Here is a 21,592-nt window from a genome sequence, read left to right on the forward strand (position 1 = left end):
TCGGAAAATGGTGTTGGCGCATGGCTCAGTCCTCCTGCCCGGGCGGCGTGTTCGGAAAGGCCTTCACGCTGTCATTGAATGCCTTGACGAGTTTCAAAATTGGTCCCATGACCCAGGTGTTGAAAACAAGCACATCGGTTTCTTCCTTGGGATCCCGGGTGATGTTGAACAGGTAAGGCGACTCCAGTTTGCCTTTGCCTTCGTTCACCTCGGGCTCCCAATAGAAATGGAGTTTCCAGTCCCGCCATTTGACGGCACGCAGTTCCTGCTTGATGTAGAACGGGAAGCCCTCGCGGGCCGATCTGGGGTGGTCGTCGCCGCTCGTCAGGAAGGACAACTGATCGATACCGTCGATGGGGCGGTCAGCCGGGACCTCGGCGCCGGCCACCCGCGCCAGGGTGGTGAAGATGTCCGTCACGTGCATGATCTCGTTGCTGGTCCGGCCGGGCCTGATCCTGCCGGGCCAGCGCGCGATGAAGGGCACACGCAGGCTGCCTTCCATGGCGGTGTGATACGTTCCCCGCCATGGCCCCGCGGTACCGCGATAGGGGGCCCGGAACTCGGGGCCGTTATCGCTGCAGAAAATGAACAGCGTGTCTTCCGCGGCGCCCAGTTCGTCCAACGCATCGACAATCTGGCCGACGCGGTGATCCATTTCGATCATGGCATCGGCGAAGTCGCCGTTACCCGATTTGCCCGCGAAGTCGGGATGGGGAAGGGTGGGGAAATGCAGATGGATCAGAGGAAGGTAAAGGAAGAAAGGCTCGCGGCGGTCGTGTTTGTCCTTCATGAACGCGACGGCGCGCTCGACCAGATCGGCGTCGATGCCCCGGCGGGATTCCAGGTCGTAGACCTTGATCTTTTCCGATGGCTTTCCGGCCTTGCCGGCCATGATGTATGGGATGTCCGCCACCTCGGCATCGAACCCGACCGTGGAGGTGAACTGGCTTTCGTCGGTGGTGCGCGGTATGCCAAACCATTCATCGAAGCCGCGGTCCGACGGATAGCGTCCAGGTATATCGCCAAGATGCCATTTGCCAAAGTGGGCGGTGGCGTAGCCCTGCTTCTTCAGCATTTCCGGCAGGGTGATTTCCCAGCGCGTCAGCCCTTGCGGAAGGCCGGGCGGCACGCTCTGCAGACTTCCTGTCCGGATGGGATGACGCCCCGTCATCAGCGCGGACCGGGTCGGCACGCAATCGCTTTCGACATTGAAGTTCTGCAACAGCAGGCCTTGCCGGGCCAATGCGTCGATGCGTGGCGTCGGCGCGCCGCGCAGGGCTCCGCCGCCATAGCATCCCAACTCGCCCCAGCCGAGGTTGTCGGCCACAATCAATACGATATTCGGCGGCGCCAAGATGATCCCCGTGGTTTTCTCTCTGAATACCCGGGAATATATGAGGACAGGAGAAATCCTTCATTCCCGCGCGTACCGGATTCGATTCCCGCCAGGAATGACTAGGGTAAATCCCACGAAGCGGCCGGGCTAGGCGGGCGCCTTGTAGGCAAGCAGCAGTTGGTCGCGCAGCGAAGCCATCAGGGCGGAGTAGTGGCCGCCGCGTCTGCTCAACAGCACCAGGCGGCGGGTCAACGGAAAGCCGGGCAGGGGGACGGTCATGACCATGGCGGCCCAGGATCTGAGGTTTAGCAAAGGCGCCACTGCGAGCAGGTCGGTGGCGGCGACCATGCCCAAAGCGGTTTCCGAGACATACTCGGCCTCCAGGGCCACCGTGGGCTCGGCAAGGCCCGCTGCCTCGAACAATTGCGCGACGGCTTTCCGGGCGCCGCTATCCCGGCTCGGCATGACCCAGGCATAGGCCCCGGTGGCCGCGAGCGAAATGGGCGTGGCGCGGAAGATCGGATGGCCGGCGCGAGCCGCGACCACGACCGCATCCTGTCCCAGCGTTTCCTGTTCGCAACTGAATGTGGTTCCCAAAGGGCAGGGAACGACCGCCATATCCAGGTCGCCCGCTTCCACGGCTGCGTTGAGCGAGTCGGACTTTCCTATCGTCAGCTTGATGCGCAGGCCCGGGCGATTGCGGATCAATTCGGCAAGGGCACGCACGGTATTGCTGTCGCCCGCCGGGTTGGTCAGCCCGATCCGCAATAGTCCGCTATGGTTGGCCCGCAGGTCCGCCGCGAGCTTGGCAAGTTCGGCGTGCTGCAGGCTGACGCGCCGCGCATGCTCGTGGAAGATGTGGCCTTCGCTGGTCAGGCGAGCGCCGTGGGCGCCCCGTTCGAAGAGTGCGACGCCGACGGTGTTCTCCAGGCGCCTCAATGCTTTCGTGATGGCGGGCTGGGTAACGCCTTGCTCCAACGCGGCCCGGCCGAAATGCCCATGGCGGACGACTGCCAGGAAGTAATCGAGATCGGTGGGCGACAGATACATTGGGGATTCCTTGCGTGGCCAATCGTTTACCCGCGTCATGCGGGCAAGTCGACGCCGCGAATATATCGTCTTCGCGCGCATTGGACACATAGCGAGTGGATAGGCGCCCGCAAGGCGATGACGCAGGATTGCGATGCCGCGCGTTGCAAGACACTGCGAGCCCTCTCAGGGATTATTGACAGCGCTTGAACAGTGTTTGCAAGCACCAATAATTTTCTTTTGCGGCTCAACTGATAGCCTAGCGACTCCTTACATCTGCCTGAAAAATGATTCACTCATGTCCGTACGATGGCTTGGCGCTCCCGCCGTCCTCGCTTCCCTGGCGCTTTTATCGTGGCCCGCCGCCGGCAACGCCCAGGCGCTCGGAGGAGACCGGCTGTTTCGGCAACGTTGCGCGTCCTGCCATTCGATCGAGCCCGCCCGGAACGCCATCGGCCCAAGTCTGTTTGGGGTGTTTGGCCGGCGCGCGGGGGCAATGGAGGGGGCGCGCTACTCGGGAGCCTTGCAGGGTTCGGATGTGGTCTGGACCAAGGAAACCCTGGACCGCTATCTGCGGAATCCGCGCCAGGCCGTACCGGGCACCAGCATGATGGTCAACGTGCCCAACCAGGCCGAACGGGAGGCACTTGTGGACTATCTGGGCACGTTGCGTTGAAGCATGCGTTCTCTTAACCGCATACGGGAAAAAACATCATGGCTCTAGTGATCATCAACGGGCGTAGCGTCAACGTGTCGGCGCAACCGGACACGCCGCTTCTGTGGGTTGTGCGCGAGCATATGGGCCTGACAGGGACCAAGTTCGGTTGCGGCGCCGGCGCGTGCGGCGCATGCACCGTGCACCTGGACGGAGAAGCGGTCTATGCATGTCAAACGCCGTTGGACGCCGCAACGGGACACGCCGTGACGACGATCGAAGGGTTGTCGGCCAACGGCGACCACCCGCTTCAGCGCGCCTGGATTGCGGAGCAAGTACCGCAATGCGGGTATTGCCAGTCCGGGCAAATCATGCGCGCCGCGGCGCTTCTGCAAAGCAATCCGCGGCCTACCCGCGAAGAGATCATCGATGCGATGGCGGCAAATCTGTGCCGCTGCGGCACATATCCCCGCATCGTTCGGGCCATCCAGCGCGTTGCGCAGGGAGAGTAATCGTGCACAACGTTGTCCGCATGTCGCGCCGGAATTTCCTGGGCGCCACCGGAGCCCTGGGTTTCGCGGTCCTGGCCGGTGGCGCGGTCCAGGTCGTACGAGCCGCCGCGTCCGTTCCCGGCGCCGAACCGTTGGCCGTCAATGCATGGGTGACCATCGGCAGGGACGACAAAGTCACCCTACGATTTGCCTCCACGGAAATGGGCCAAGGCGTCATGACATCGCTGCCCATGATTCTTGCCGAGGAGCTCGATGCTGATTGGACCAGGGTCATCGTTCGGCAGGTCGACCAGGACGCAGGGTCCGTTTACGGCAATCCGAATACCGGCGGGATACTGTTCACGGCTGGCAGTTCTTCGGTCCAAGGCTACTTCGACATCATGCGACGCGCCGGCGCCAATGCCCGGCGTGTCCTGATATATACCGCCGCACAGGCATGGGATGTACCTGTCGGAGAGGTAGCCACCGAGCCGGGCAGGGTGGTTCATTCGCCTACGGGAAGACGCCTGTCCTTCGGCGAAGTCGCCGCAATCCCTCGCATCGTGAGCGATGTGCCCCCAGTCACGGATGCCGATCTGAAAGCGCGCGGCGCCTATCGACTGATCGGCACCAATCCCGGACGCCGCGATATTCCGGGCAAAGTCCGCGGTGAAGCCGTTTATTCCATGGACGTGCGGCTGCCGGGCATGGTGTACGCCGCCCAACTCCACGCACCGGTGGAAGGGGAGAGCCCCGTCGCGGTGGACGATGCGCAAACGCGCGCCCTTGCCGGTGTGCGGGATGTCATCCGGCTGCGCGGCTCGGTTGCGGTGATCGCCGATAACTGGGAGACCGCCCTGCAAGGCCGCGAGCTGCTGAACGTTCGGTGGACCGAGTCCTCGCCCTTCCGGACGGCGAACAGCGTCGAAGATCTGGCCGCTACCGTGACGGCAGTCAACGACAAAACGCGCCGCGCGATGCCTTGGGCGGGCAGGGGAGATGCGAGCGCCGCCCTCGCCGCGCCTGGGCGTAGACGTGTCCAGGCCATCTTCACGACCGAGCACACGTATCACGCGCAGATGGAGCCCCTGAACGCGATAGCCGCGGTTGACAGCGATGGCAAGGGGGCCGAAGTCTGGCTGGGAACGCAGAGTCAATCGCTTTCGATCGCGGCGGCCGCGCAAGCGTTGCAGACTACGCCTGATCGCATCCGTTTCCACGCGATGCAGATGGGCGGCGCTTTTGGGCGCCGGACCTTCTTCGCCCGGGACAACCTGCATGATGCGTTGATTTTGTCCAAACACATGGGCCGGCCGGTAAAGCTTATGTGGACCCGGGAAGACGATGTCAAGAACGGCTGGCTTCGTCCCGCAACGGCGCACCGGCTGGAAGCGACGTTGGATTCCGCCGGCAACGTGGCGACCTTCCATCATCGGGTCGCCAGTCCGTCCATCCTGGAATATGCCGCGCCTTCCCGGTGGGCGGGGGCAAAGGGCCGGGACATTCTGGTTATGGAAGGAACGGAAAGCGCCGATTACGACATCCCGGACTTCCTGTCCGATCATGTCATTCTCGAACGGCGTACCCGGGTGTCGGCATGGCGGGGAATAGGCTGGGGGCCGAACTGTTTCGCTCGCGAATGCTTCATCGACGAGCTGGCTGAAGCGGCGAATACCGACCCCGTCGCGTTCCGGCGGCGCTTGCTCTCCAAAAGCCCGCGCGGCCGCGCGGTCCTTGACGCGGTGGTCGAAATGTCCGGGTTCGGCAACGCGCCGGCGGGGCGGGCTCATGGCATTTCGTTTGCCGGCTACAAGGAGACGATAGGCGCCGGCGTCGCCGAGCTATCGATAGACAAGCAATCCGGCCAGATCCGGGTTCATCGTTTCTGGGCGGCTGTGGACCCGGGCATCGCGATACACCCGGACAATCTGGTCGCGCAAACCGAGGGAGGCATCATATTCGGCCTTTCGGGCGCCTTGAAAGAACGCATAACGGTAGACCGGGGGCAGATTCAACAGAACAATTTCTACGACTATGAGCCGCTGCGCATCCACGAGATTCCGGAGATTTCCGTGCGAATCGTGGAGAGTGGCCACCATCCGTCGGGGGCGGGTGAAATCGGCGTCCCCATGACGGGCGCCGCGGTCGCCAATGCGGTTTATGCCTTGACGGGGAAACGGCTCCGCGATATGCCCTTTACTGCCGAACGGATCAAAAGCCTGACTGCGTAAGCGTCTCGGTCTTTTTCGGCAGCCAGGTCTTTGCCGGCGGGGGCGATCCCGGCGCCGTGCGCACGATGTAGAGATGCCAGGTGGACCGATTGTGCGTCTAGCCTTATAAAGCTATTCACTATGGACCGCCTTTCTTCTCTGCAACTGTTCAATCGGATTGTGGAATTGGGTAGTTTCACCCAAGCCGCCGAGATGTTGAATATGCCGCGCGCCACCGCGACCCACGCGATCAAGCAACTTGAGAGCCGGCTGGGCGTGCGTCTGTTGGATCGCACCACGCGCCAGGTCAAGCCCACGTTGGACGGCCAGGCGTTCTATGAGCGATGCAAGCGGATTCTGGACGACCTGGAAGATGCCGAATCGTCCGTCGCGACCTACCTGACCAACCCGCAAGGCACGCTACGGTTGGATGTTCACGGCGCGCACGCCACGATGGTCATTCTTCCGCGTATCGCGGAGTTCAGGGAGCGCTATCCCAACATCGATATTGAGCTGAGTAGCGGCGACCGCCTGGTCGACCTGGTAAAGGAGGGTATCGACTGTGTCGTCAGGGCGGGGCAGCCCCGCGATTCTTCCCTGGTCGTCCGCAAGCTCGCCGAATTGCCTGAAATCATTTGCGCCAGCCCGGCCTACCTGGAGAAACATGGGGTTCCCGAGCATCCGCGCGACCTGGAACAGCATCAGGGCATCGGTTTCTTCTCGCGAGGCAATGACTATAAGTATCCGTTTTCTGTCATTGTCGATGGACAAGTGCGGGAGTACACCGCGAGCGGTTGGCTTTCGGTAAGCGAAGCCGAATGCTATACAACCGCCGCGCTTAGCGGGTGCGGCATTATCCAGGTTCCGCGCTTCCGGCTGGAGGAGCATCTGAAGGCCGGGCGCTTGGTGCAGATACTCTCCGAATGGGCGTGCCCGACGCTGCCGATTTGCGCGCTTTACCCGTCCCACCGGCAGATTTCTCCCCGCGTGCGCGTGTTCATCGATTGGGTCCGCGATCTGTATCTCGAAAGATTCGGCGCGTCCTGATTCCGCCCGGAAAGAGACCGAACGCGCAGCGTGACAGCCGCTAACGATCGCCACCGAGGAACAGCTTGTCGCAGTAGCCGCCTTGCAGGTAGGAGGACACGATGGTCTTATGGGCGTCGGTGATGAAGGTCATGATGCAGGTTTCGCCTTCTTGGGTGTAATAACCCGTTGGCGCGGTATTTTCCTGGTAGATCGGGGTCTGGCCTTGGCCGCCACCGGCAGGAAGCACCCCAACCAGCGTGCTGCCTGTCGACGCCGTTCCGGTCTGGACGAAGCGCTGGTGCTGGGTAGAGCCGTATCGGCTCCAGGCGTGCGAGTAGCGGGGGTTTTGTGGGGTGCCGATGTTGGGATAGGTGGCCGAACCGCCCTGGTGATCCTCGGGGCCGAACCGCGAGGTGACCTCGTTCAGGTTATGACCGACCATACTTTTCGCGTAGCGGTCCATCTGGTTGGCGGGCGGGTGGTAGACGCAACCGCTTAGCAGGACGAAACCCAGGGCGGCGGAACAGGCGAACAGGGTACGGCGGATCATGGAATGTTTCGCGAAGCTCGAAAGTGTGAATTCTATTTCCGGGATTGCCGAACGGGCACCCTCATCAGCGAAGAAAATGTAACTGCGTCTGCATTCAATAAGCGCCGAATCGGGCTGTTGCGAGCCCATAGTTCCGCTTCGGCGCAGTTCGACAGCCGAGATACGGGCGCGGTTTCCCAGAAGGGTTCAGCAGCTAGAAAGCGACTGCGCCGCAGCGCGGTGTTGGCCGACGAACCGGACGCGGCAGCCTGCATGCGGGCGCGGTCCGCAGCAACGCTGACAATTTGTCGAACTCTCATCAAAGGCGGCGTGATATATCCCCATGCTCAACCGCAAAGCAAAGATAAGAGTCACCATGAGCAGCCCGATTTTTCGCCGCCGTTCCGGGCGGGACTTAGCTTCGATACGCCGCGCCGGCCGTTGCGCCCGGCTGATGCTGTTGGCCGCCGCCATGCTGGCAATGCCGGCCGCGCGTGCACAGGCGCAGGGCGCGGCAGCTCACGCCCATGTGCCGGCTCCGGCCTCGGCCACGGGTCCGACTACGGCGCCGGCTGCTGCTCCTCCCGTCGTTCCGGCCGCGACGACGACCATGCCCACATCGCCGGCTGTCGAATTCCCTGCCTGGTCGGCGTCTTATCAGGGCACGATCTCCAGTCGCAAGATCCGCGTCGAATTCAAGCGTGTCGCCGATCACGTGTCCGGCAACTACTGCTACGAGCCTTGCGATTCGAACAAGATATTGAAGTTGCGGCTCGAGGGCAGTTGGCAAGCCAATGGCGTGGGCATGCAGGAATACGACCAGACCGCCGCCGGCAAGGACAAGCCCGTGACCGGGCATTGGGAGATGCGCCCCAATGGCGCCGGCTGGACGGGAACCTGGGCCAGCCCCGATGGCAAGCGCAGTCTGCCCGTGACCTTGGGCCCCGCGCCGGGGGCGCATGCCTTCCCTTATGAAATCCGCCTGGCCGCGGACCGCATGCCCGACCCTGGCGGCGCCTGCGCCACCGACGTGCCGCATGTGACCCAGATCCGCTTGTACAAGGACGGCAGGCTGGTGCAGGCGCTGCCCACCGATTCGGTCGGCACGTGCCGCATCTTCGTGCCGGAAACACCGGACATCAATTTCGATGGCTGGCCGGATCTGACGCTGGCCCAGTTCCTGCCCGCCGGTCCCAATATCCCCACCAGCGCATGGATCTACGAGCCCGCGACGGGCAAGTTCGACGACGTCAGCGCCACCATGGAACAAATGACGTCGCCCAACTTCGATACCGCCAACAAGCTGGTGTGGGATTTCCAACGCGGCAGTTGCTGCGATCACTACGTAACCATCGCGAAATGGAAGGGCAAGGAACTGGTCCAGGTGGAGCAGGGCGAGAGCTTTTTCCAGCCTGTGCGGACCAACGGCAAAATCCGTTATTGCTACGTGATGCCGACCTATCGTGATGGTCACGTCGAATACCCTGACGTCACCTGGAACGCGGGTGACCGGTTGCTGCCGCGCAACCCGTCTGAATGCGACGCCGATCCGCCCGAATCCTGGGAACGTGTGCATATGGAGGTCTACCTGCGCGATACCCGCAATGGAGACATATCCCACGAGTATTCCGAGAAAGTGCAGATGGAGACCGTCGAGATCAAGGGCAAGCGCATGAAATGCCCCTATGTCCAGCTCTTGGACAACGGCCAAGTCGCCGCCGTCACGCTCAAGGATCCGAACTACTGCACGGCGTCGAAGTAAGGCTGGGGGCCGGCCAGGCGCCCGGCTGCCGGCTCACGCAGCCTGCTGGCCGGCCTGGTCAGCAGGGCGGTACCGCGACCAGGTCCTGATGGCCGCCTATGGCGAGTATGAAGCCGAGAGTCGATCCCAGCCAATAATGCGACTTTACATAATATACATTATGCGGTTCAGATCAGTCCGATAATCGGTCTCGGCCGGTGCCGTGACAGAGAAAGCCGAATACTTGAACAATACAACTACAGTTGTATGATCGCTGTATGGAGAAAAGCACTGCCATTACCGTTTTCGAGTCACTGGCCTCCGGCGTGCGGCTGGATATCTTCCGGCTGCTTGTGCGAGCTGCTCCCATGGGATGCGTCGCCGGCGAAATTGCGCATCAGCTCGCGATACCGCCCACGAATCTCTCCTTTCATTTGAAGGCGCTGACCCACGCGGGATTGCTCACCGTTGCCCAGGAAGGCCGATATTCGCGGTACCGCGCCAACATTGAGCTGATGTACGGGCTGGTGGATTACTTGACCGCCGAGTGCTGCAGCGGCGTGCCGCAAAGCGCGTCCATTACCGTTAGCGACGGCGAAGAATGAGCCGCGAACCATCCCACCGGCGCGTCGATGTGGTGCTGATTGGCGCAGGACAAAGCGCGCTCGCGGTGGCCTACTTTCTGAAAAGGACGTCGCTGAGCTTCGTGTTGCTGGACGCGGGGCCTGGCCCCGGCGGTGCCTGGCAGCATGGCTGGGATTCGCTGCGCCTGTTTTCACCCGCGCAGTGGAGCTCTCTACCCGGGTGGCCCATGCCGGCAAAACCCGGTTATCCCAGCCGCATCGATGTCACGGACTATTTGACCCGATATGAAGAGCGCTATGGATTTCACATCGAGCGCCCCGTGACTGTTGACCAGGTGCACCACGATGGAAAGCGCTTCATCGTCGAGACGGATCGAGGGCCCTGGTTTGCCCAAGCGGTCGTCAGTGCCACGGGCACCTGGAGCAATCCGTACATTCCCTCCATCGAAGGTGCGAGCGTGTATCGCGGCGAGCAGCTGCATTCCGCCCACTATCGAAGTCCGGCTCCATTCGCGGGCAAGCGCGTCATCGTGGTCGGCGGCGGGAATTCTGGCGCACAAATCCTTGCCGAGGTATCGACGGTCGCCGAAACCACCTGGGTCACCGAGGCCGCGCCGAGCTTCTTGCCCGACGATGTCGACGGCAGAGTGCTGTTCGAACGCGCAACCGCACGATGGCAAGCGCTGCAATCAGGGCAAAGGCTTGATCAGCCGCCTGGGGGCCTGGGCGACATCGTCATGGTTTCCCCGGTCAAGGAAGCACGGGACCGCGATGTTCTCCACGCCGTACGTCCCTTCCGCAGCTTCTATCCTGAAGGGGTTGTGTGGCCGGACGGCAAGCGCTCGCTCGTCGACGCGGTTATTTGGTGCACCGGATTCCGCCCGGCGCTAAAGCACCTGAAGACACTCGGAATTGTCGATGCGACCGGTAAGGTCGAGGTCGACGGCACAAGATCCACCGCTGTCCCTGGGTTGTGGCTGGTCGGCTACGGAGAATGGACCGGATTCGCCTCCGCGACCCTGGTCGGCATCATGCGCACCGCCAAATCCACCGCCCTGGAAGTTGCGGCATTTATTGAAAGCAACGCTACATTACCGTCCCAAGGAAGTCCGGCATGAGCACCGTTACGATTTACCATAACCCCGACTGCGGCACGTCTCGCAACACCCTCGCGCTGATTCGCAATTCCGGCGTCGAGCCGCAAGTCATCGAGTATCTGAAAACGCCTCCGGATCGCCCCGGCCTTGTTAGCCTGATTACTCTCGCCGGACTGACCGTCCGGGATGCCATTCGACAAAAAGGCACGCCCTACTTCGAGCTGGGTCTTGACTCCCCTGCCCTTGGCGACGACGCCCTGCTGGACGCCATGCTCGCGCACCCCATCCTGATCAACCGACCGTTCGTGGTGACGGGAAAGGGTGTCCGGCTTTGCCGTCCCTCTGAAGTTGTCCTCGACATTCTGGAAGACCCTCAGCGAGGCCCGTTCACCAAAGAGGATGGTGAAGTCGTGATCGATGAAAACGGGAAGCGCCTGCGCTGATACACGCAGCGACCGGGCGCCACCCCTGCGCCCGGACCAATTCCGGAGCGCCATCGCGGCCCATCCCGACAAACTGGCCTACAGATCCAGCGCCGCCGCCTTGAGCGTGCTTTCCAGGGCCAGGACGGCGTGCGATGCGGCCGCTGGCCGGTCTATGACGAAATCCAGGAAACCCAGTTCCGGCATGCCGTGCTGCAATCGCACCAGGCCGTCCGGTACGACATAGTCGGCGAACGCGCTGATGCCCAGGCCGGCCATGGCCGCGGCCTTCAGCACGGCCACGCTGCTGCTGACGGTGGTGATCCGGTATTCGCGCCCCATGGCCTTCAGGGTTTCCAGGACGCGCGTGCGGGACACGCTGGGCTCCGGATGCAGGGCCAGCGGCAGTATCGCCTCTCCTCCGGTGATGGGCGACTGCGGTCCCACGCACCAATACAGTCGTTCGGTACGCACGATCTGCCCACGCTGGCTGCCGCTGATGCGCTTGGCGAACACCAGGTCGTGGCGGTCTTCGTCCAGTTCGCGGAACAGGTCGCCGCTCATGCCGGTGGCGATGTGCAGCTCCACGTCCGGGTTGCGTTGCTGGAAACTGCCCAGCGCCTCGGTCAGCCGCGTCGAGGCGAAATCCTCGGACATCCCCAGCCTTACCCGGCCGTTCAGCGCAGGCCCGCTGACCGCGCTGAAGGCCTGTTCCATCAGGTCCAGGATGTCGCGCGCGTAGCGAAACAGGGATTCGCCCTGGCGCGTCATGCGCAGATTGCGGGTATCGCGTTCCAGCAGCGGGCACCCCACGATGTCTTCCAGGCGCCGTACGTGTTGGCTGACCGTGGACTGAGAAAGGTTGACCCGGTCGGACGCGAGCGTGAAGCTGCCCGCCTGCACGACGGCAACGAAACTGCGCAATAGTTCTGGCGAAAGCGGACGCATCATGGAAGCCTTTGCGCTGCGAAATCCTGGGAAACCGGTGCCATACGCTAAGCGGCATTATGAAACCCGCTAAATCCCGGCTGATATCTTCATAAATCACCCTGCCCTACGGGCCTAAGATTTTACTTGCCGATGACGGCCCCCGTTCGCGGGGCCGCGTTTGTGGAGAAATCGAGATGCCCGATTGGGATAAAGCCAGGAGCGGCAAATTGTCGCGGGTGCAGGCAGGCGCCCACCTTGCCGACGGCAAGCGCGTAAAGGCGGTGGACGCCACCGCGCTGCTGGAAGCGGTGATCAGGCCCGGCGACCGCGTGTGCCTGGAGGGCGACAACCAGAAGCAGGCGGACCTGCTGGCCGAGGCGCTGGCGGCCGTCGACACCAGCGTGGTGCGCGACCTGCACATGGTGCAATCAGGCATTGTGCTGCCGGAACACCTGGACGTATTCGAAAAGGGTATCGCCAGACGTTTGGACTACGCCTATTCGGGTCCGCAGTCCCAGCGCATCGCGCAATTGCTCTTTGGCGGAAAGATCGAGCTGGGCGCCGTGCACACCTACCTGGAATTGTTCGCGCGCTATTTCGTGGACCTGACGCCGCAGGTGGCGCTGATCGCGGCGGTCAGCGCCGATCGCGACGGCAACCTGTACACCGGTCCCAATACCGAGGACACGCCCGTCGTGGTCGAGGCCACCGCCTTCAAGAACGGCGTGGTGATCGCCCAGGTCAATGAAATCCTCGATCGGGTCCCGCGCGTGGACATTCCCGGCGACCGGGTGGACTTCATCATCCAGAGCGACAAGCCCTTCTTCGTCGAACCGCTGTTCACGCGCGACCCGGCCGCCATCACCGAGACCCAGATCCTGACGGCGATGCTGGCGATCAAGGGCATCTACGCGCCCTATGGTGTCAGGCGCCTGAACCACGGCATCGGCTTTAACACCGCCGCCATCGAGTTGCTGCTGCCCACGTACGGCGAGCGGCTGGGCCTGAAAGGCAAGGTCGCCGCCCAATGGGCACTGAACCCGCACCCGACGCTGATCCCCGCGATCGAGTCCGGCTGGGTGGAAAGCGTGCACTGCTTCGGCTCGGAGGTGGGTATGGATGATTACCTCCGTGCCCGCCCCGACATCTTCTTCACCGGCCCGGACGGCTCGCTGCGTTCGAACCGGGCGTTCAGCCAGACCGCCGGGCTGTACGCGTGCGACATGTTCATTGGATCGACGCTGCAGATCGACCTGCAGGGCCATTCGTCCACCGTGACGGCAAACCGCATCGCCGGTTTCGGCGGCGCTCCCAATATGGGGAGCGACGCACGCGGCCGCCGGCATCCCAGCGCGCCATGGCTGCAGGCGGGCCAGGAAGCGGATCCGGATGCACCCGCGGCGTTGCGGCGCGGCCGCAAGCTGGTCGTGCAGATCGGCGAGACTTTCGGCGACAAAAACGCGCCCACTTTCGTCGAGCACCTGGATGCGCTCGTGCTGGCCGAAAAACTGTCGCTGGAACTGGCGCCGATCATGATCTACGGCGATGACGTCAGCCACATCGTCACGGAGGAAGGCATCGCCAACCTCCTGCTGTGCCGCGATGCCGACGAACGCGAACATGCGATCCGCGGCGTCGCCGGCTATACCCCGGTAGGCCGCGGGCGCGACAAACGCATGGTCGAGCGGCTGCGCGAAAGGCGCATCATCCAGCGGCCCGAGGACCTGGGCATCAATCCGCTGGACGCCAACCGCAACATGCTGGCCGCCCGTTCCGTGAAAGACCTGGTGCGCTGGTCCGGCGGTTTATATGCGCCTCCCGCGCGCTTCAGGAACTGGTGAGGATAGACAATGGAACATTTGAATTTCCGGCATGCGGGCCAACGGCCCGCCACGGCGGCCCGCGACAACGCCATTGTCGGCGTGGTCGCCTCCGGCAACCTGGAAGTGCTCGTCGAGCGGGTCCTGCCGCAAGATGAATGCGAGGTCGACGTCCGCACGCCGGTCACCGGCTTCGATGCCGTGTGGCAGGCCGTGGTAGCCGATTTCGCGGCCCGCGGCGCTGCCGGCGGACTGCGTTTTTCCATCAACGACGGCGGCGCGCGGCCCGACATGGTCAGCCTGAGACTGGCGCAGGCGCTGCGCGCCATGGCGGGAGACCAGCCATGAGCGACATCGCACATCCGAACGCCGCGAGCCCGGCGTTGGCCGGCGACGCCAGTTGGTACGAAGCATCGGCCCGCCAGCGCGTGAACGCCCTGCTGGATGACGGCAGCTTCGTGGAATTCGTCGGACCGCAGGCGCGCGAGACCAGCCCTCACCTGGCCTTGTTCGACCTGCCCGAGCAATTCGATGACGGCATGGTCGTCGGCGCGGGCAAGCTGGACGGCAATACGGTGCTGATCGCGGCCCAGGAAGGCAAGTTCATGGGAGGCGCCTTCGGCGAAGTGCATGGCGCCAAGCTGACCGGCCTGCTGCGCGCGGCGGCGGTGCGCAGGACGCCCGTGCTGATCCTGTTCGAAACGGGTGGCGTGCGCTTGCAGGAAGCCAATGCGGGCGAGCTGGCCATCGCGGAAATCATGCGTGCGCTGCTGGATGCGCGCATGGCCGGCGTGCCGGTGATCGGCCTGATCGGCGGCCGCGCGGGTTGCTATGGCGGCGGCAGCCTGATCGCGGGCTGCTGTTCCGGACTGGCCATCTCCGAACAGGGGCGCCTGAGCGTTTCGGGTCCGGAAGTCATCGAAACCAATCGCGGCGCGGGGGAATTCGACGCGTCGGACCGGCCGTTGATCTGGCGCACGATGGGCGGCCGGCACCGCTACCTGCTCGGCGCGGTGGACGCGTATGCCGACGATACGGTGCCCGCTTTCCGCGCCGCCGCCCTGCGTCTTATCGCGCAAGCGCCGGAACTGGATTTCGCCCACCTCGCGCGCACCCACGCCCGGCTGGCCGCGCGGCTGCGCGAGCTGGGCAACTGCGCGGATGCGCGCGACGCCTGGCAGGTGCTGGGCGTGGACCCGCGGGTCGATATCCCCGACATTCCGCATGACGCATTCGTCGAACTCGCCGGTGCATTGAAGGAGGCCCGCCATGTTGCTGAATGAGGTTCTATCCTCGCTTTTTCCCGGAGGGCACGACGTCGTCGTGGAAGACTCGCTGCTGAGCGGTTCGGGCCAGCTGGGCCAGGCCGGCCGTGCGCAGGTCATCGGCGTCAGTGGCCGTGCCGCCGTCGGCGTGGACCAGGCGCTGCTGCTTGCCGAACGCGTGCTGGACATCGTGCGGCAACAGCAGCCCGCCCCGCTTCTGGTCCTGGTCGACAGCGACAGCCAACGCATGAGCAAGCGCGACGAAATGCTGGGCCTGAGCCAATTCCTTGCGCACCTGGCCACCTGCCTGTGCTACGCCGACGCGCGCGGCCATCATACGGTTGGCCTGCTCTATGGCCATACGGCGGCAGGCGCCTTCATCGCCACGGCGCTCGCCACGCGTACGCTGCTGGCGTTGCCGGGCGCGGATCCCGCGGTGATGGACCTGCCATCGATGGCGCGGGTGACCAAGCTGCCCCTGGCCGTGCTTGAAGAGAAGGCGCGCGCCACGCCGGTGTTCGCGCCTGGACTGGATAACCTGGCCCGCACGGGCGCCATTGCCGCCGTACTGGACCCCGCGGCGAGCCTGGCGGACCAGGTCATCCGGGCGCTGCACGATGCCGCCAGCGCGGATACCCGAGACCAGGCCGGCCGTGAACGCGGCGGCCGACCCAAAGCGGCCGATATTGCCGCGCGTGTCCATGACGCCGCCCTCGCCGCCGCGTGAGGCTTGGCGCCAGCGCCACGCGCTGGTCTACCTGCATCCGCAGGCGTGGTCGTCCCTGCTGCGCGATCAGGCATGGCTGGCGCGGCATGCGCTGTCGCATACCTGGGCGGCGCGCGGCTGGCCGCTGATCGCGCGGCGCCGGTCCGCGCACGAGACCGACGGCGTCGCGGTAGGCCTGCCCTTCCCTCCCTCCGCCGGCAAGGCACGCATCGCGCTGCGGGTGCGCGAGCGCGACATCGCCCGCGTCGCCGGATTGCCCGCGCTGGAACAGGCGATTTCGACGGCTCCGGCCGCCTGGCATCAGCACCTTTACACCCTGGTACGTATCGCGGCGGATCATGAAATCTTTGTGCAAGTGTTCGGCAGCCTCGCCTGGCAACATCTGACCGGCCTATCCTACGTGACCGATGAATCCGACCTGGACCTTGCATGGTCCGCGCCGCGCGGCCCGCGCCTGGCCTCGCTGTTGGACGCGGTGGCGCGTACCGATGCCGCCGCGCCCATGCGCGTGGACGGCGAGGTCATCTTCGCGGATGGCACGGCAGCCAACTGGCGCGAACTGCGCGGCGACGCCTCGCAAGTCATCCTGAAGACACCGGCCGGACTCGCACTGGCGAGTCGCGCGCAGGTCGCCCACATGCTGGAACCTTGAATAATGGAAGCCGTATGCCTGCCCCTACCCTCCGCCGCGCACCTGCCCGCATGGTGGCCCTTCGATCCCGCGCAGCATATCGCCGCGCACGCTGAACGGTGCCTGTGGCTGGAGGTGCAGACCTGGCCCAAGCCCGGCCTGGTCAGCCACGTCGACCGCGGCAGCCACGCGGACATGGACGTGCATACGTTTCGCCGCAGCGCGCAGGCATTGCGCCCCTACTTCGCCGAATTGGCGCGGGCCGCGGCGCATGGCGCCGACATGGCCACCCTGCGCAGGATCGGCGTACGCGCGGAACACGCCATGATGAGCGTTACGGCCGGCGTGAATACGCATCGCGGCGCGATCTTCGGCATGGGCCTGCTGAGCGCGGCGGCCGCGGTGCGCGGCACCGGCGATGAAAGCCTGGGCGCGGTGGTCGCGCGCCGTTGGGGGGCGGATATCGGCGCCGGACCGCGTCCGGCCGACAGCCATGGTGTCGTCGCCGCGCATCGCTACGGGGCGGGCGGCGCGCGCGCCGAAGCGGCGCTGGGGTTTCCCAGCGTGTACCGGATCGGCGTGCCCGCCTTGCGCGAAGCCGCGCTGATCGCGCCGGACGATCAAGAGGCCATGCGCGTGCATGCCTGCTTCGCGCTGATCGCGGCCGTCGACGACACCAATCTGCTGCATCGCGGTGGTGCCGAAGGGCTGCGCTACGCGCAGGACACCGCGCGCCGTTTCATGCAGCGGGGCGGTATCGCGCACCGGGACTGGCGCGCGACCGCGCAGGCCGCGCACCGCGATTTCGTGGCGCGCAACCTGAGTCCCGGCGGCTCGGCCGATCTGCTCGCCATGAGTCTTTTCGTGCACGGCCTGCCATGACGCTGGCGCTGCTGTGTTCCGGCCAGGGCACGCAGCATGCGGGCATGTTCCGCGTGACGGCGGCACTGCCCGCGGCACAGCCGCTGTTCGCGTTTGCCGCCACGCTGCTGGGGCGCGATCCCCGCGCGCTCGTGATCGACGGCACCCACGATTTATTCGAGAACCGCACCGCCCAGGTACTGTGCACGCTACAGGCACTGGCCGCGCACGCCGCGCTGCGCGACGCCCTGCCGCGGCGCCTGTGCCTGGCCGGCTACAGCGTGGGCGAAGTGGCCGCGTGGGGGGTGGCGGGGGTATGGAATCCCGAGACCACGCTGGCGCTTGCCGCCGCGCGCGCGGATGCAATGAGCGCGGCGGCGAAGACGGCGGGCGCCGGCCTGCAGGGTATGCTGTTCGTGCGCGGCCTTGCCGCCCCATGCATCGCGCGGCTTTGCGAGGGGCGCGACGCCGCCCCCGCCATCGTGAATCCCGGCGACGCATACGTCATCGGCGGCACACGCGCGGCGCTGGGCCTGATCGCCGACGAGGCCACGCGCGCGGGCGCCGCCAACGTGGCCGGCATCGACGTCGCCGTGGCCTCGCACACGCGTTTCATGGCCGGCGCCGCCGGTGTGTTCGCAACCCGGTTGCTGGCAGCGCCGCGTGCGGCCCGGCTCGCGCCGGGCGTCCGGCTGATCAGCGGCATCGATGGCGCCGCCGTACTCGACCTGGACGCCGGCATCGTCAAGCTCTCCCAACAGGTCGAGCAGACCATCCATTGGGACGCCTGCCTGCAGGCCTGCGTCGAGGCGGGCGCCACCGCCTTCCTGGAACTGGGACCAGGCCGCGCTCTGGCGGCCATGGCGGCATCCTCCCACTCCGGCATACCCGCGCGCAGCCTGGACGAATTCGATGATCTGGCTGACGTGCTTACATGGCTGGCCAGAGTGAGCCGAGCCTGACCGGCCGCTCGCCGGCGCCGTGGCAGGGCCTCCATAACGCCGCCCCTCTACCCCCGCGCTCGTAAGTCGTACCCCATCCTCGCCGCCGCACGGGCCGGACCGCCGCCCTACCCCTCGATCGGCCTCCGCACGCATTCGCGAATCGAGATGCAACAGAAGCGGCAGCGGATGGTATCCGACGACCATTTCATACATCTTTAGATGCACCCTAATTAAGTATCTTCCTTTAACTGGATGGTATCCGCTGCCTAAATGCTTTGTACTGCGAATAAAGCGGTATACATTGCGGATTTTTTGCGGAGCTCATCCGTTAACGCAGGCCAATCGGTCGGGAGGCAACGCTCGCATGCCATCGAGCAACGCCGGGACGCCGACTGTTGGCCGATATCTGGAGGATCCATGGATGTATGGCACAAAGAAGTGGCTGAAGGCGACGATCGCACTTAGCGCGTACTCCTGCGGCGGCGCGATGGCCGCCGACCTGACCGTCTCGTCCGGCGATACGCGGGTGTTCGACAACTCGGCCAGCTTTCCCGGCGGAGTCGACGTCAACGGCGGCACGCTCGTCATCGGCGGCAATGGTGGCGGAGCGGGTGTCGCGATCGATGGGACGGTGAATGCGAACTCGAGTGGCACCGTCTCGGGCTTCGGTTCGATCAACGGCGACCTCAACGTGACAGGCAACGCCCGCGTCGCGCCCGGGTATCCCGTCGGCACGCCGACCGGCGTCTCCAACGGCAACCTCGTCGTCAACGGCAACCTATCGATGAACAACGCCGTGTTCGACTTCGAGACCGGCTTCGCGGGCCCGCCGATTACGCAGTCCGGCACCGGCGACAACATCACTGTCCGGGACAACGTCACCCTTGCCAACACCACATTGAATGTATCGGTCAACACGCCGGGAACGACGTTCGGGTATTACCGGATCCTGTCGTACGGCGGCACCTTGAACGGCGGTCTGTCGTTGGGGCCGGTAACCGGGGTCTCGCAACCCGCCGCCACCATCCAGACGCTGACCGGCGACAAGCAGATCAACCTTATCCTGGGCCCGAACACCACCAACCTGTGGAACGGCAACGGCGTGGCGTCCGCCACCCGTGCGGGCGGCGGCAGCGGCACCTGGACCGCCACAAGCGCAAACTGGAACAGCCCCAGCAATGCCACCGGGCCCCTGCCCGACGGCGGCTACGCCATTTTCACCGGCGCGCCCGGCGTGGTCACCGTGGATGGAGGCGCCGGTCCGGTCCGTGCCTCGGGACTTCAGTTCGCCACCGACCGCTATCACGTGCAAGGCGCTCCCATTACCTTGGTATCCGGCGGCGGCAGCCCGCCGGCGATCGTCGTCGGCGACGGCACCTATGCCTCCGGCCAGTTCGTCGATACCATCGACAACGCCCTGCAAGGCACGAACGGCTTCGTCAAGACCGGCCCGGGATCGATCATCCTGAACGGCGACAGCAGCGGCCTGACGGGTGCCATATTCATCGCCGACGGCGCGCTGGAACTCAATGGCAAGTTGAACGGTCCCGTGCTGATCGCCCCCGAAGTCGTGCTGGCGGGCGTCGGCCAATTGGGCAGCACCACCCTGCAACCCACCGCCGTGCTGTCGCCGGGCAATGACGCATCGCCCATCGGCACGCTAACCATCAACGGCGACCTTACGTTTGCCCAGGGCACCGTCTATCGCGTCCATGCCGATCCGGCCAGCAGCGCGAGCGACCACATCCACGTCACCGGCATCGCCTACCTGGACGGCAGCGTGGCGCACATCGGCCCCGACGGCAACTATGCCCCGCTCACGACCTACAACATCCTGACTGCGGACGGCGGCATACAGGGCCGATTCACCGGCGCCTCGACCGCCTACGCGTTCCTGACCCCCACCCTTTCCTACGACGCCAGGAACGCATACCTGACGCTGTCGCGCAATGGCGTGCCGATCGGTAGCGTCGGCAATACGGGCAACCAGGGCAACGTGGGTGGAGCGCTGGACAACGAGGCGCCCGCCGCCGGAAGTGCCAACACGTCGCCCGCAGGCGCGACGGCGGCGAACGGCTCGACGTCGACCGGGATCGGCGGCGCATTGGCCAACTCCGGCGCGAGCGGCACCGGCGCCAGCCAGGTGGCGGCCGCGGTCCTGACCATGTCGCCGGACGAGGCGCGTTCCGCCCTGAACATGCTTTCCGGCGAAGCGTACGCCAGCACCGCCAGTGTGCTGCAAAGCCTGGGCGACACCGTTCGCACGCTCCCGATGGCGCACTTGCGCGGCAACCTGGACGCGCCGGCGACTGCCGGACGGCCGACCGCCCAATTGGGTGCTTCGTCGCCCGATGCCCTTCCGCAAGGCGGCGCGTACCCGGTGTGGGCGCAAGTGTTCGGCAACTGGCGCACGTTCGCCAGCGACGGCAACGCGTCACGCGTAAGCCAATCGGACGGCGGGCTATTCGTCGGCGGCGACGGCGCCGTGGGCGGCGGCTGGCGACTGGGCGGTGCGCTCGGCTACACAGGCAGCCATAGCTCGATTGCCAACGTATCGTCACGGACCAATATCGACAGCTATACGGCGACGATATTCGGCGGGAAGAACTTCCGCGCCGGTCCCGGCGATTTCCGCTTTACGGCTGGCGCGGCCTACACCTGGCACGACATCGAGACGAAACGCGATGTGGCGGTGGGAAGCCTGAATCAGCAGCTGGACGCTTCTTATCACGCCTCGTCGACGCAGGTATTCACCGAACTCGGCTACAACCTGCCGTTGGGCGACGCCTACTCCATCGAACCCTTCGCGGGCGTGGCGTGGAACCAGTTGCGCACGCGCGGCTTCACGGAGTCGGGCGGTACCGCCGCGCTGCGCGGCAACGGACAAACCGACGACGTGACCAGTACCACGCTGGGACTGCGCGGCGCCTGGAAGTTCGAGTCCGGCCGCGCGCCGGGCCGCCTGACCGCCTCGCTGGGCTGGCGCCACGCGATGGGCGATGTGAATCCCACCCAGGTGCTGGCATTCGACGGCGGCACGACGTTCTCTGTGGCGGGTGTTCCCATCGCGCGAGACGCCGCCGTGCTGGGACTTGGCGCCGAAATGACAATCGCCCGCAATACGACGGCGGGCATCAGCTACGACGCGCAGTTTGGCGGCGGTAACCGCCAGCAGTCGGGGGTGCTCAAGCTGGCCATGCGGTTCTAGCCCTGTGGAAAGCGGCGGCCGGTATTCCACCGGCCGCCGCGCCGAAGAATGCGGGACACGGATTCCGCGCGATGGTGCGGGAT

At 65.0% G+C, this 21,592-nt stretch carries 20 protein-coding genes and 1 pseudogene; 17 read left to right on the forward strand and 4 right to left on the reverse strand.

The features are described 5' to 3' along the window. Positions 1 to 25: 25 nt before the first annotated feature. Both CAL28_RS14595 and CAL28_RS14600 read right to left on the reverse strand, forming a co-directional pair. Entirely contained in the window at positions 26 to 1,354 is a 1,329-nt protein-coding gene (locus tag CAL28_RS14595; protein ID WP_176463997.1) for an arylsulfatase, read from the reverse strand. A 129-nt stretch (positions 1,355 to 1,483) separates the two neighbouring features. Further along, positions 1,484 to 2,386, reverse strand: a complete 903-nt coding sequence (locus CAL28_RS14600) for a LysR family transcriptional regulator (protein WP_176463998.1) — start codon at positions 2,384 to 2,386, stop codon at positions 1,484 to 1,486. Between the two features lie 277 nt (positions 2,387 to 2,663). On the opposite strand from CAL28_RS14600, the gene CAL28_RS14605 reads away from it, so the two are divergent. The 5 genes and pseudogenes from CAL28_RS14605 (at position 2,664) to CAL28_RS14620 (ending at position 6,768) form a co-directional block, all read left to right on the forward strand. Continuing rightward, entirely contained in the window at positions 2,664 to 3,041 is a 378-nt protein-coding gene (locus tag CAL28_RS14605) for a c-type cytochrome (protein WP_176463999.1), read from the forward strand. Between the two features lie 38 nt (positions 3,042 to 3,079). After that, positions 3,080 to 3,256, forward strand: a pseudogene (locus tag CAL28_RS30210) (2Fe-2S iron-sulfur cluster-binding protein); the annotation flags it as partial. A gap of 30 nt (positions 3,257 to 3,286) precedes the next feature. Next, positions 3,287 to 3,532 carry a (2Fe-2S)-binding protein gene (locus tag CAL28_RS30215; RefSeq protein WP_369597694.1) on the forward strand — a complete coding sequence of 82 codons (246 nt, stop codon included), beginning with the start codon at positions 3,287 to 3,289 and terminating at the stop codon, positions 3,530 to 3,532. A gap of 20 nt (positions 3,533 to 3,552) precedes the next feature. Continuing rightward, positions 3,553 to 5,742, forward strand: a complete 2,190-nt coding sequence (locus tag CAL28_RS14615; protein WP_254926283.1) for a xanthine dehydrogenase family protein molybdopterin-binding subunit — start codon at positions 3,553 to 3,555, stop codon at positions 5,740 to 5,742. Between the two features lie 120 nt (positions 5,743 to 5,862). Continuing rightward, positions 5,863 to 6,768 (forward strand): LysR family transcriptional regulator, encoded by a 906-nt coding sequence (locus CAL28_RS14620; protein WP_094842050.1) that lies wholly within the window; start codon positions 5,863 to 5,865, stop codon positions 6,766 to 6,768. A gap of 40 nt (positions 6,769 to 6,808) precedes the next feature. Here the strand turns inward: CAL28_RS14620 and CAL28_RS14625 are convergent, their stop codons facing one another. Then, entirely contained in the window at positions 6,809 to 7,429 is a 621-nt protein-coding gene (locus tag CAL28_RS14625) for a hypothetical protein (protein ID WP_141218190.1), read from the reverse strand. Between the two features lie 226 nt (positions 7,430 to 7,655). On the opposite strand from CAL28_RS14625, the gene CAL28_RS14630 reads away from it, so the two are divergent. The 4 genes from CAL28_RS14630 to arsC all read left to right on the forward strand — a co-directional run bounded on the left by CAL28_RS14630 (position 7,656) and on the right by arsC (position 11,144). Further along, a complete protein-coding gene (locus CAL28_RS14630; RefSeq protein ID WP_141218191.1) occupies positions 7,656 to 9,041 on the forward strand; it encodes an XAC2610-related protein in 1,386 nt (461 codons plus the stop codon). Between the two features lie 257 nt (positions 9,042 to 9,298). Continuing rightward, entirely contained in the window at positions 9,299 to 9,625 is a 327-nt protein-coding gene (locus CAL28_RS14635) for an ArsR/SmtB family transcription factor (protein ID WP_094842053.1), read from the forward strand. Further along, entirely contained in the window at positions 9,622 to 10,722 is a 1,101-nt protein-coding gene (locus CAL28_RS14640; RefSeq protein WP_094842054.1) for an ArsO family NAD(P)H-dependent flavin-containing monooxygenase, read from the forward strand. Before CAL28_RS14635 ends, CAL28_RS14640 begins: the two co-directional genes overlap by 4 nt. Next, a complete protein-coding gene (arsC, locus tag CAL28_RS14645) occupies positions 10,719 to 11,144 on the forward strand; it encodes an arsenate reductase (glutaredoxin) (RefSeq protein WP_094842055.1) in 426 nt (141 codons plus the stop codon). The genes CAL28_RS14640 and arsC overlap by 4 nt, the downstream gene beginning before the upstream one ends. A 78-nt stretch (positions 11,145 to 11,222) precedes the next feature. Here arsC and CAL28_RS14650 read toward each other — a convergent pair whose 3' ends face one another. Continuing rightward, positions 11,223 to 12,071, reverse strand: coding sequence for a LysR family transcriptional regulator (locus CAL28_RS14650; RefSeq protein WP_094844630.1), 849 nt, complete (start codon positions 12,069 to 12,071; stop codon positions 11,223 to 11,225). 176 nt (positions 12,072 to 12,247) lie between these two features. On the opposite strand from CAL28_RS14650, the gene mdcA reads away from it, so the two are divergent. The 8 genes from mdcA (at position 12,248) to CAL28_RS14690 (ending at position 21,509) form a co-directional block, all read left to right on the forward strand. Then, entirely contained in the window at positions 12,248 to 13,894 is a 1,647-nt protein-coding gene (gene mdcA, locus CAL28_RS14655; RefSeq protein WP_094842056.1) for a malonate decarboxylase subunit alpha, read from the forward strand. A 9-nt stretch (positions 13,895 to 13,903) separates the two neighbouring features. Continuing rightward, positions 13,904 to 14,221: a malonate decarboxylase acyl carrier protein gene (gene mdcC, locus CAL28_RS14660; protein WP_094842057.1), complete on the forward strand. Its 318-nt coding sequence runs from the start codon at positions 13,904 to 13,906 to the stop codon at positions 14,219 to 14,221. Then, a complete protein-coding gene (locus tag CAL28_RS14665) occupies positions 14,218 to 15,156 on the forward strand; it encodes a biotin-independent malonate decarboxylase subunit beta (RefSeq protein WP_094842058.1) in 939 nt (312 codons plus the stop codon). Before mdcC ends, CAL28_RS14665 begins: the two co-directional genes overlap by 4 nt. Beyond that, positions 15,143 to 15,865 carry a biotin-independent malonate decarboxylase subunit gamma gene (locus CAL28_RS14670; RefSeq protein ID WP_094842059.1) on the forward strand — a complete coding sequence of 241 codons (723 nt, stop codon included), beginning with the start codon at positions 15,143 to 15,145 and terminating at the stop codon, positions 15,863 to 15,865. The genes CAL28_RS14665 and CAL28_RS14670 overlap by 14 nt, the downstream gene beginning before the upstream one ends. After that, complete coding sequence (mdcG, locus tag CAL28_RS14675) at positions 15,840 to 16,517, forward strand: malonate decarboxylase holo-[acyl-carrier-protein] synthase (RefSeq protein WP_176464001.1); 678 nt, start codon at positions 15,840 to 15,842, stop codon at positions 16,515 to 16,517. Before CAL28_RS14670 ends, mdcG begins: the two co-directional genes overlap by 26 nt. A 3-nt stretch (positions 16,518 to 16,520) precedes the next feature. Further along, complete coding sequence (gene mdcB / locus CAL28_RS14680) at positions 16,521 to 17,378, forward strand: triphosphoribosyl-dephospho-CoA synthase MdcB (RefSeq protein WP_094842061.1); 858 nt, start codon at positions 16,521 to 16,523, stop codon at positions 17,376 to 17,378. After that, positions 17,375 to 18,319, forward strand: a complete 945-nt coding sequence (locus CAL28_RS14685; protein ID WP_094842062.1) for an acyltransferase domain-containing protein — start codon at positions 17,375 to 17,377, stop codon at positions 18,317 to 18,319. The genes mdcB and CAL28_RS14685 overlap by 4 nt, the downstream gene beginning before the upstream one ends. A 403-nt stretch (positions 18,320 to 18,722) precedes the next feature. Further along, entirely contained in the window at positions 18,723 to 21,509 is a 2,787-nt protein-coding gene (locus tag CAL28_RS14690) for an autotransporter family protein (RefSeq protein ID WP_094842063.1), read from the forward strand. The last annotated feature ends 83 nt before the right edge of the window (positions 21,510 to 21,592 follow it).

Origin of the sequence: Bordetella genomosp. 11 (genome assembly GCF_002261215.1) — a bacterium.
GTDB lineage: Bacteria > Pseudomonadota > Gammaproteobacteria > Burkholderiales > Burkholderiaceae_B > Bordetella_C.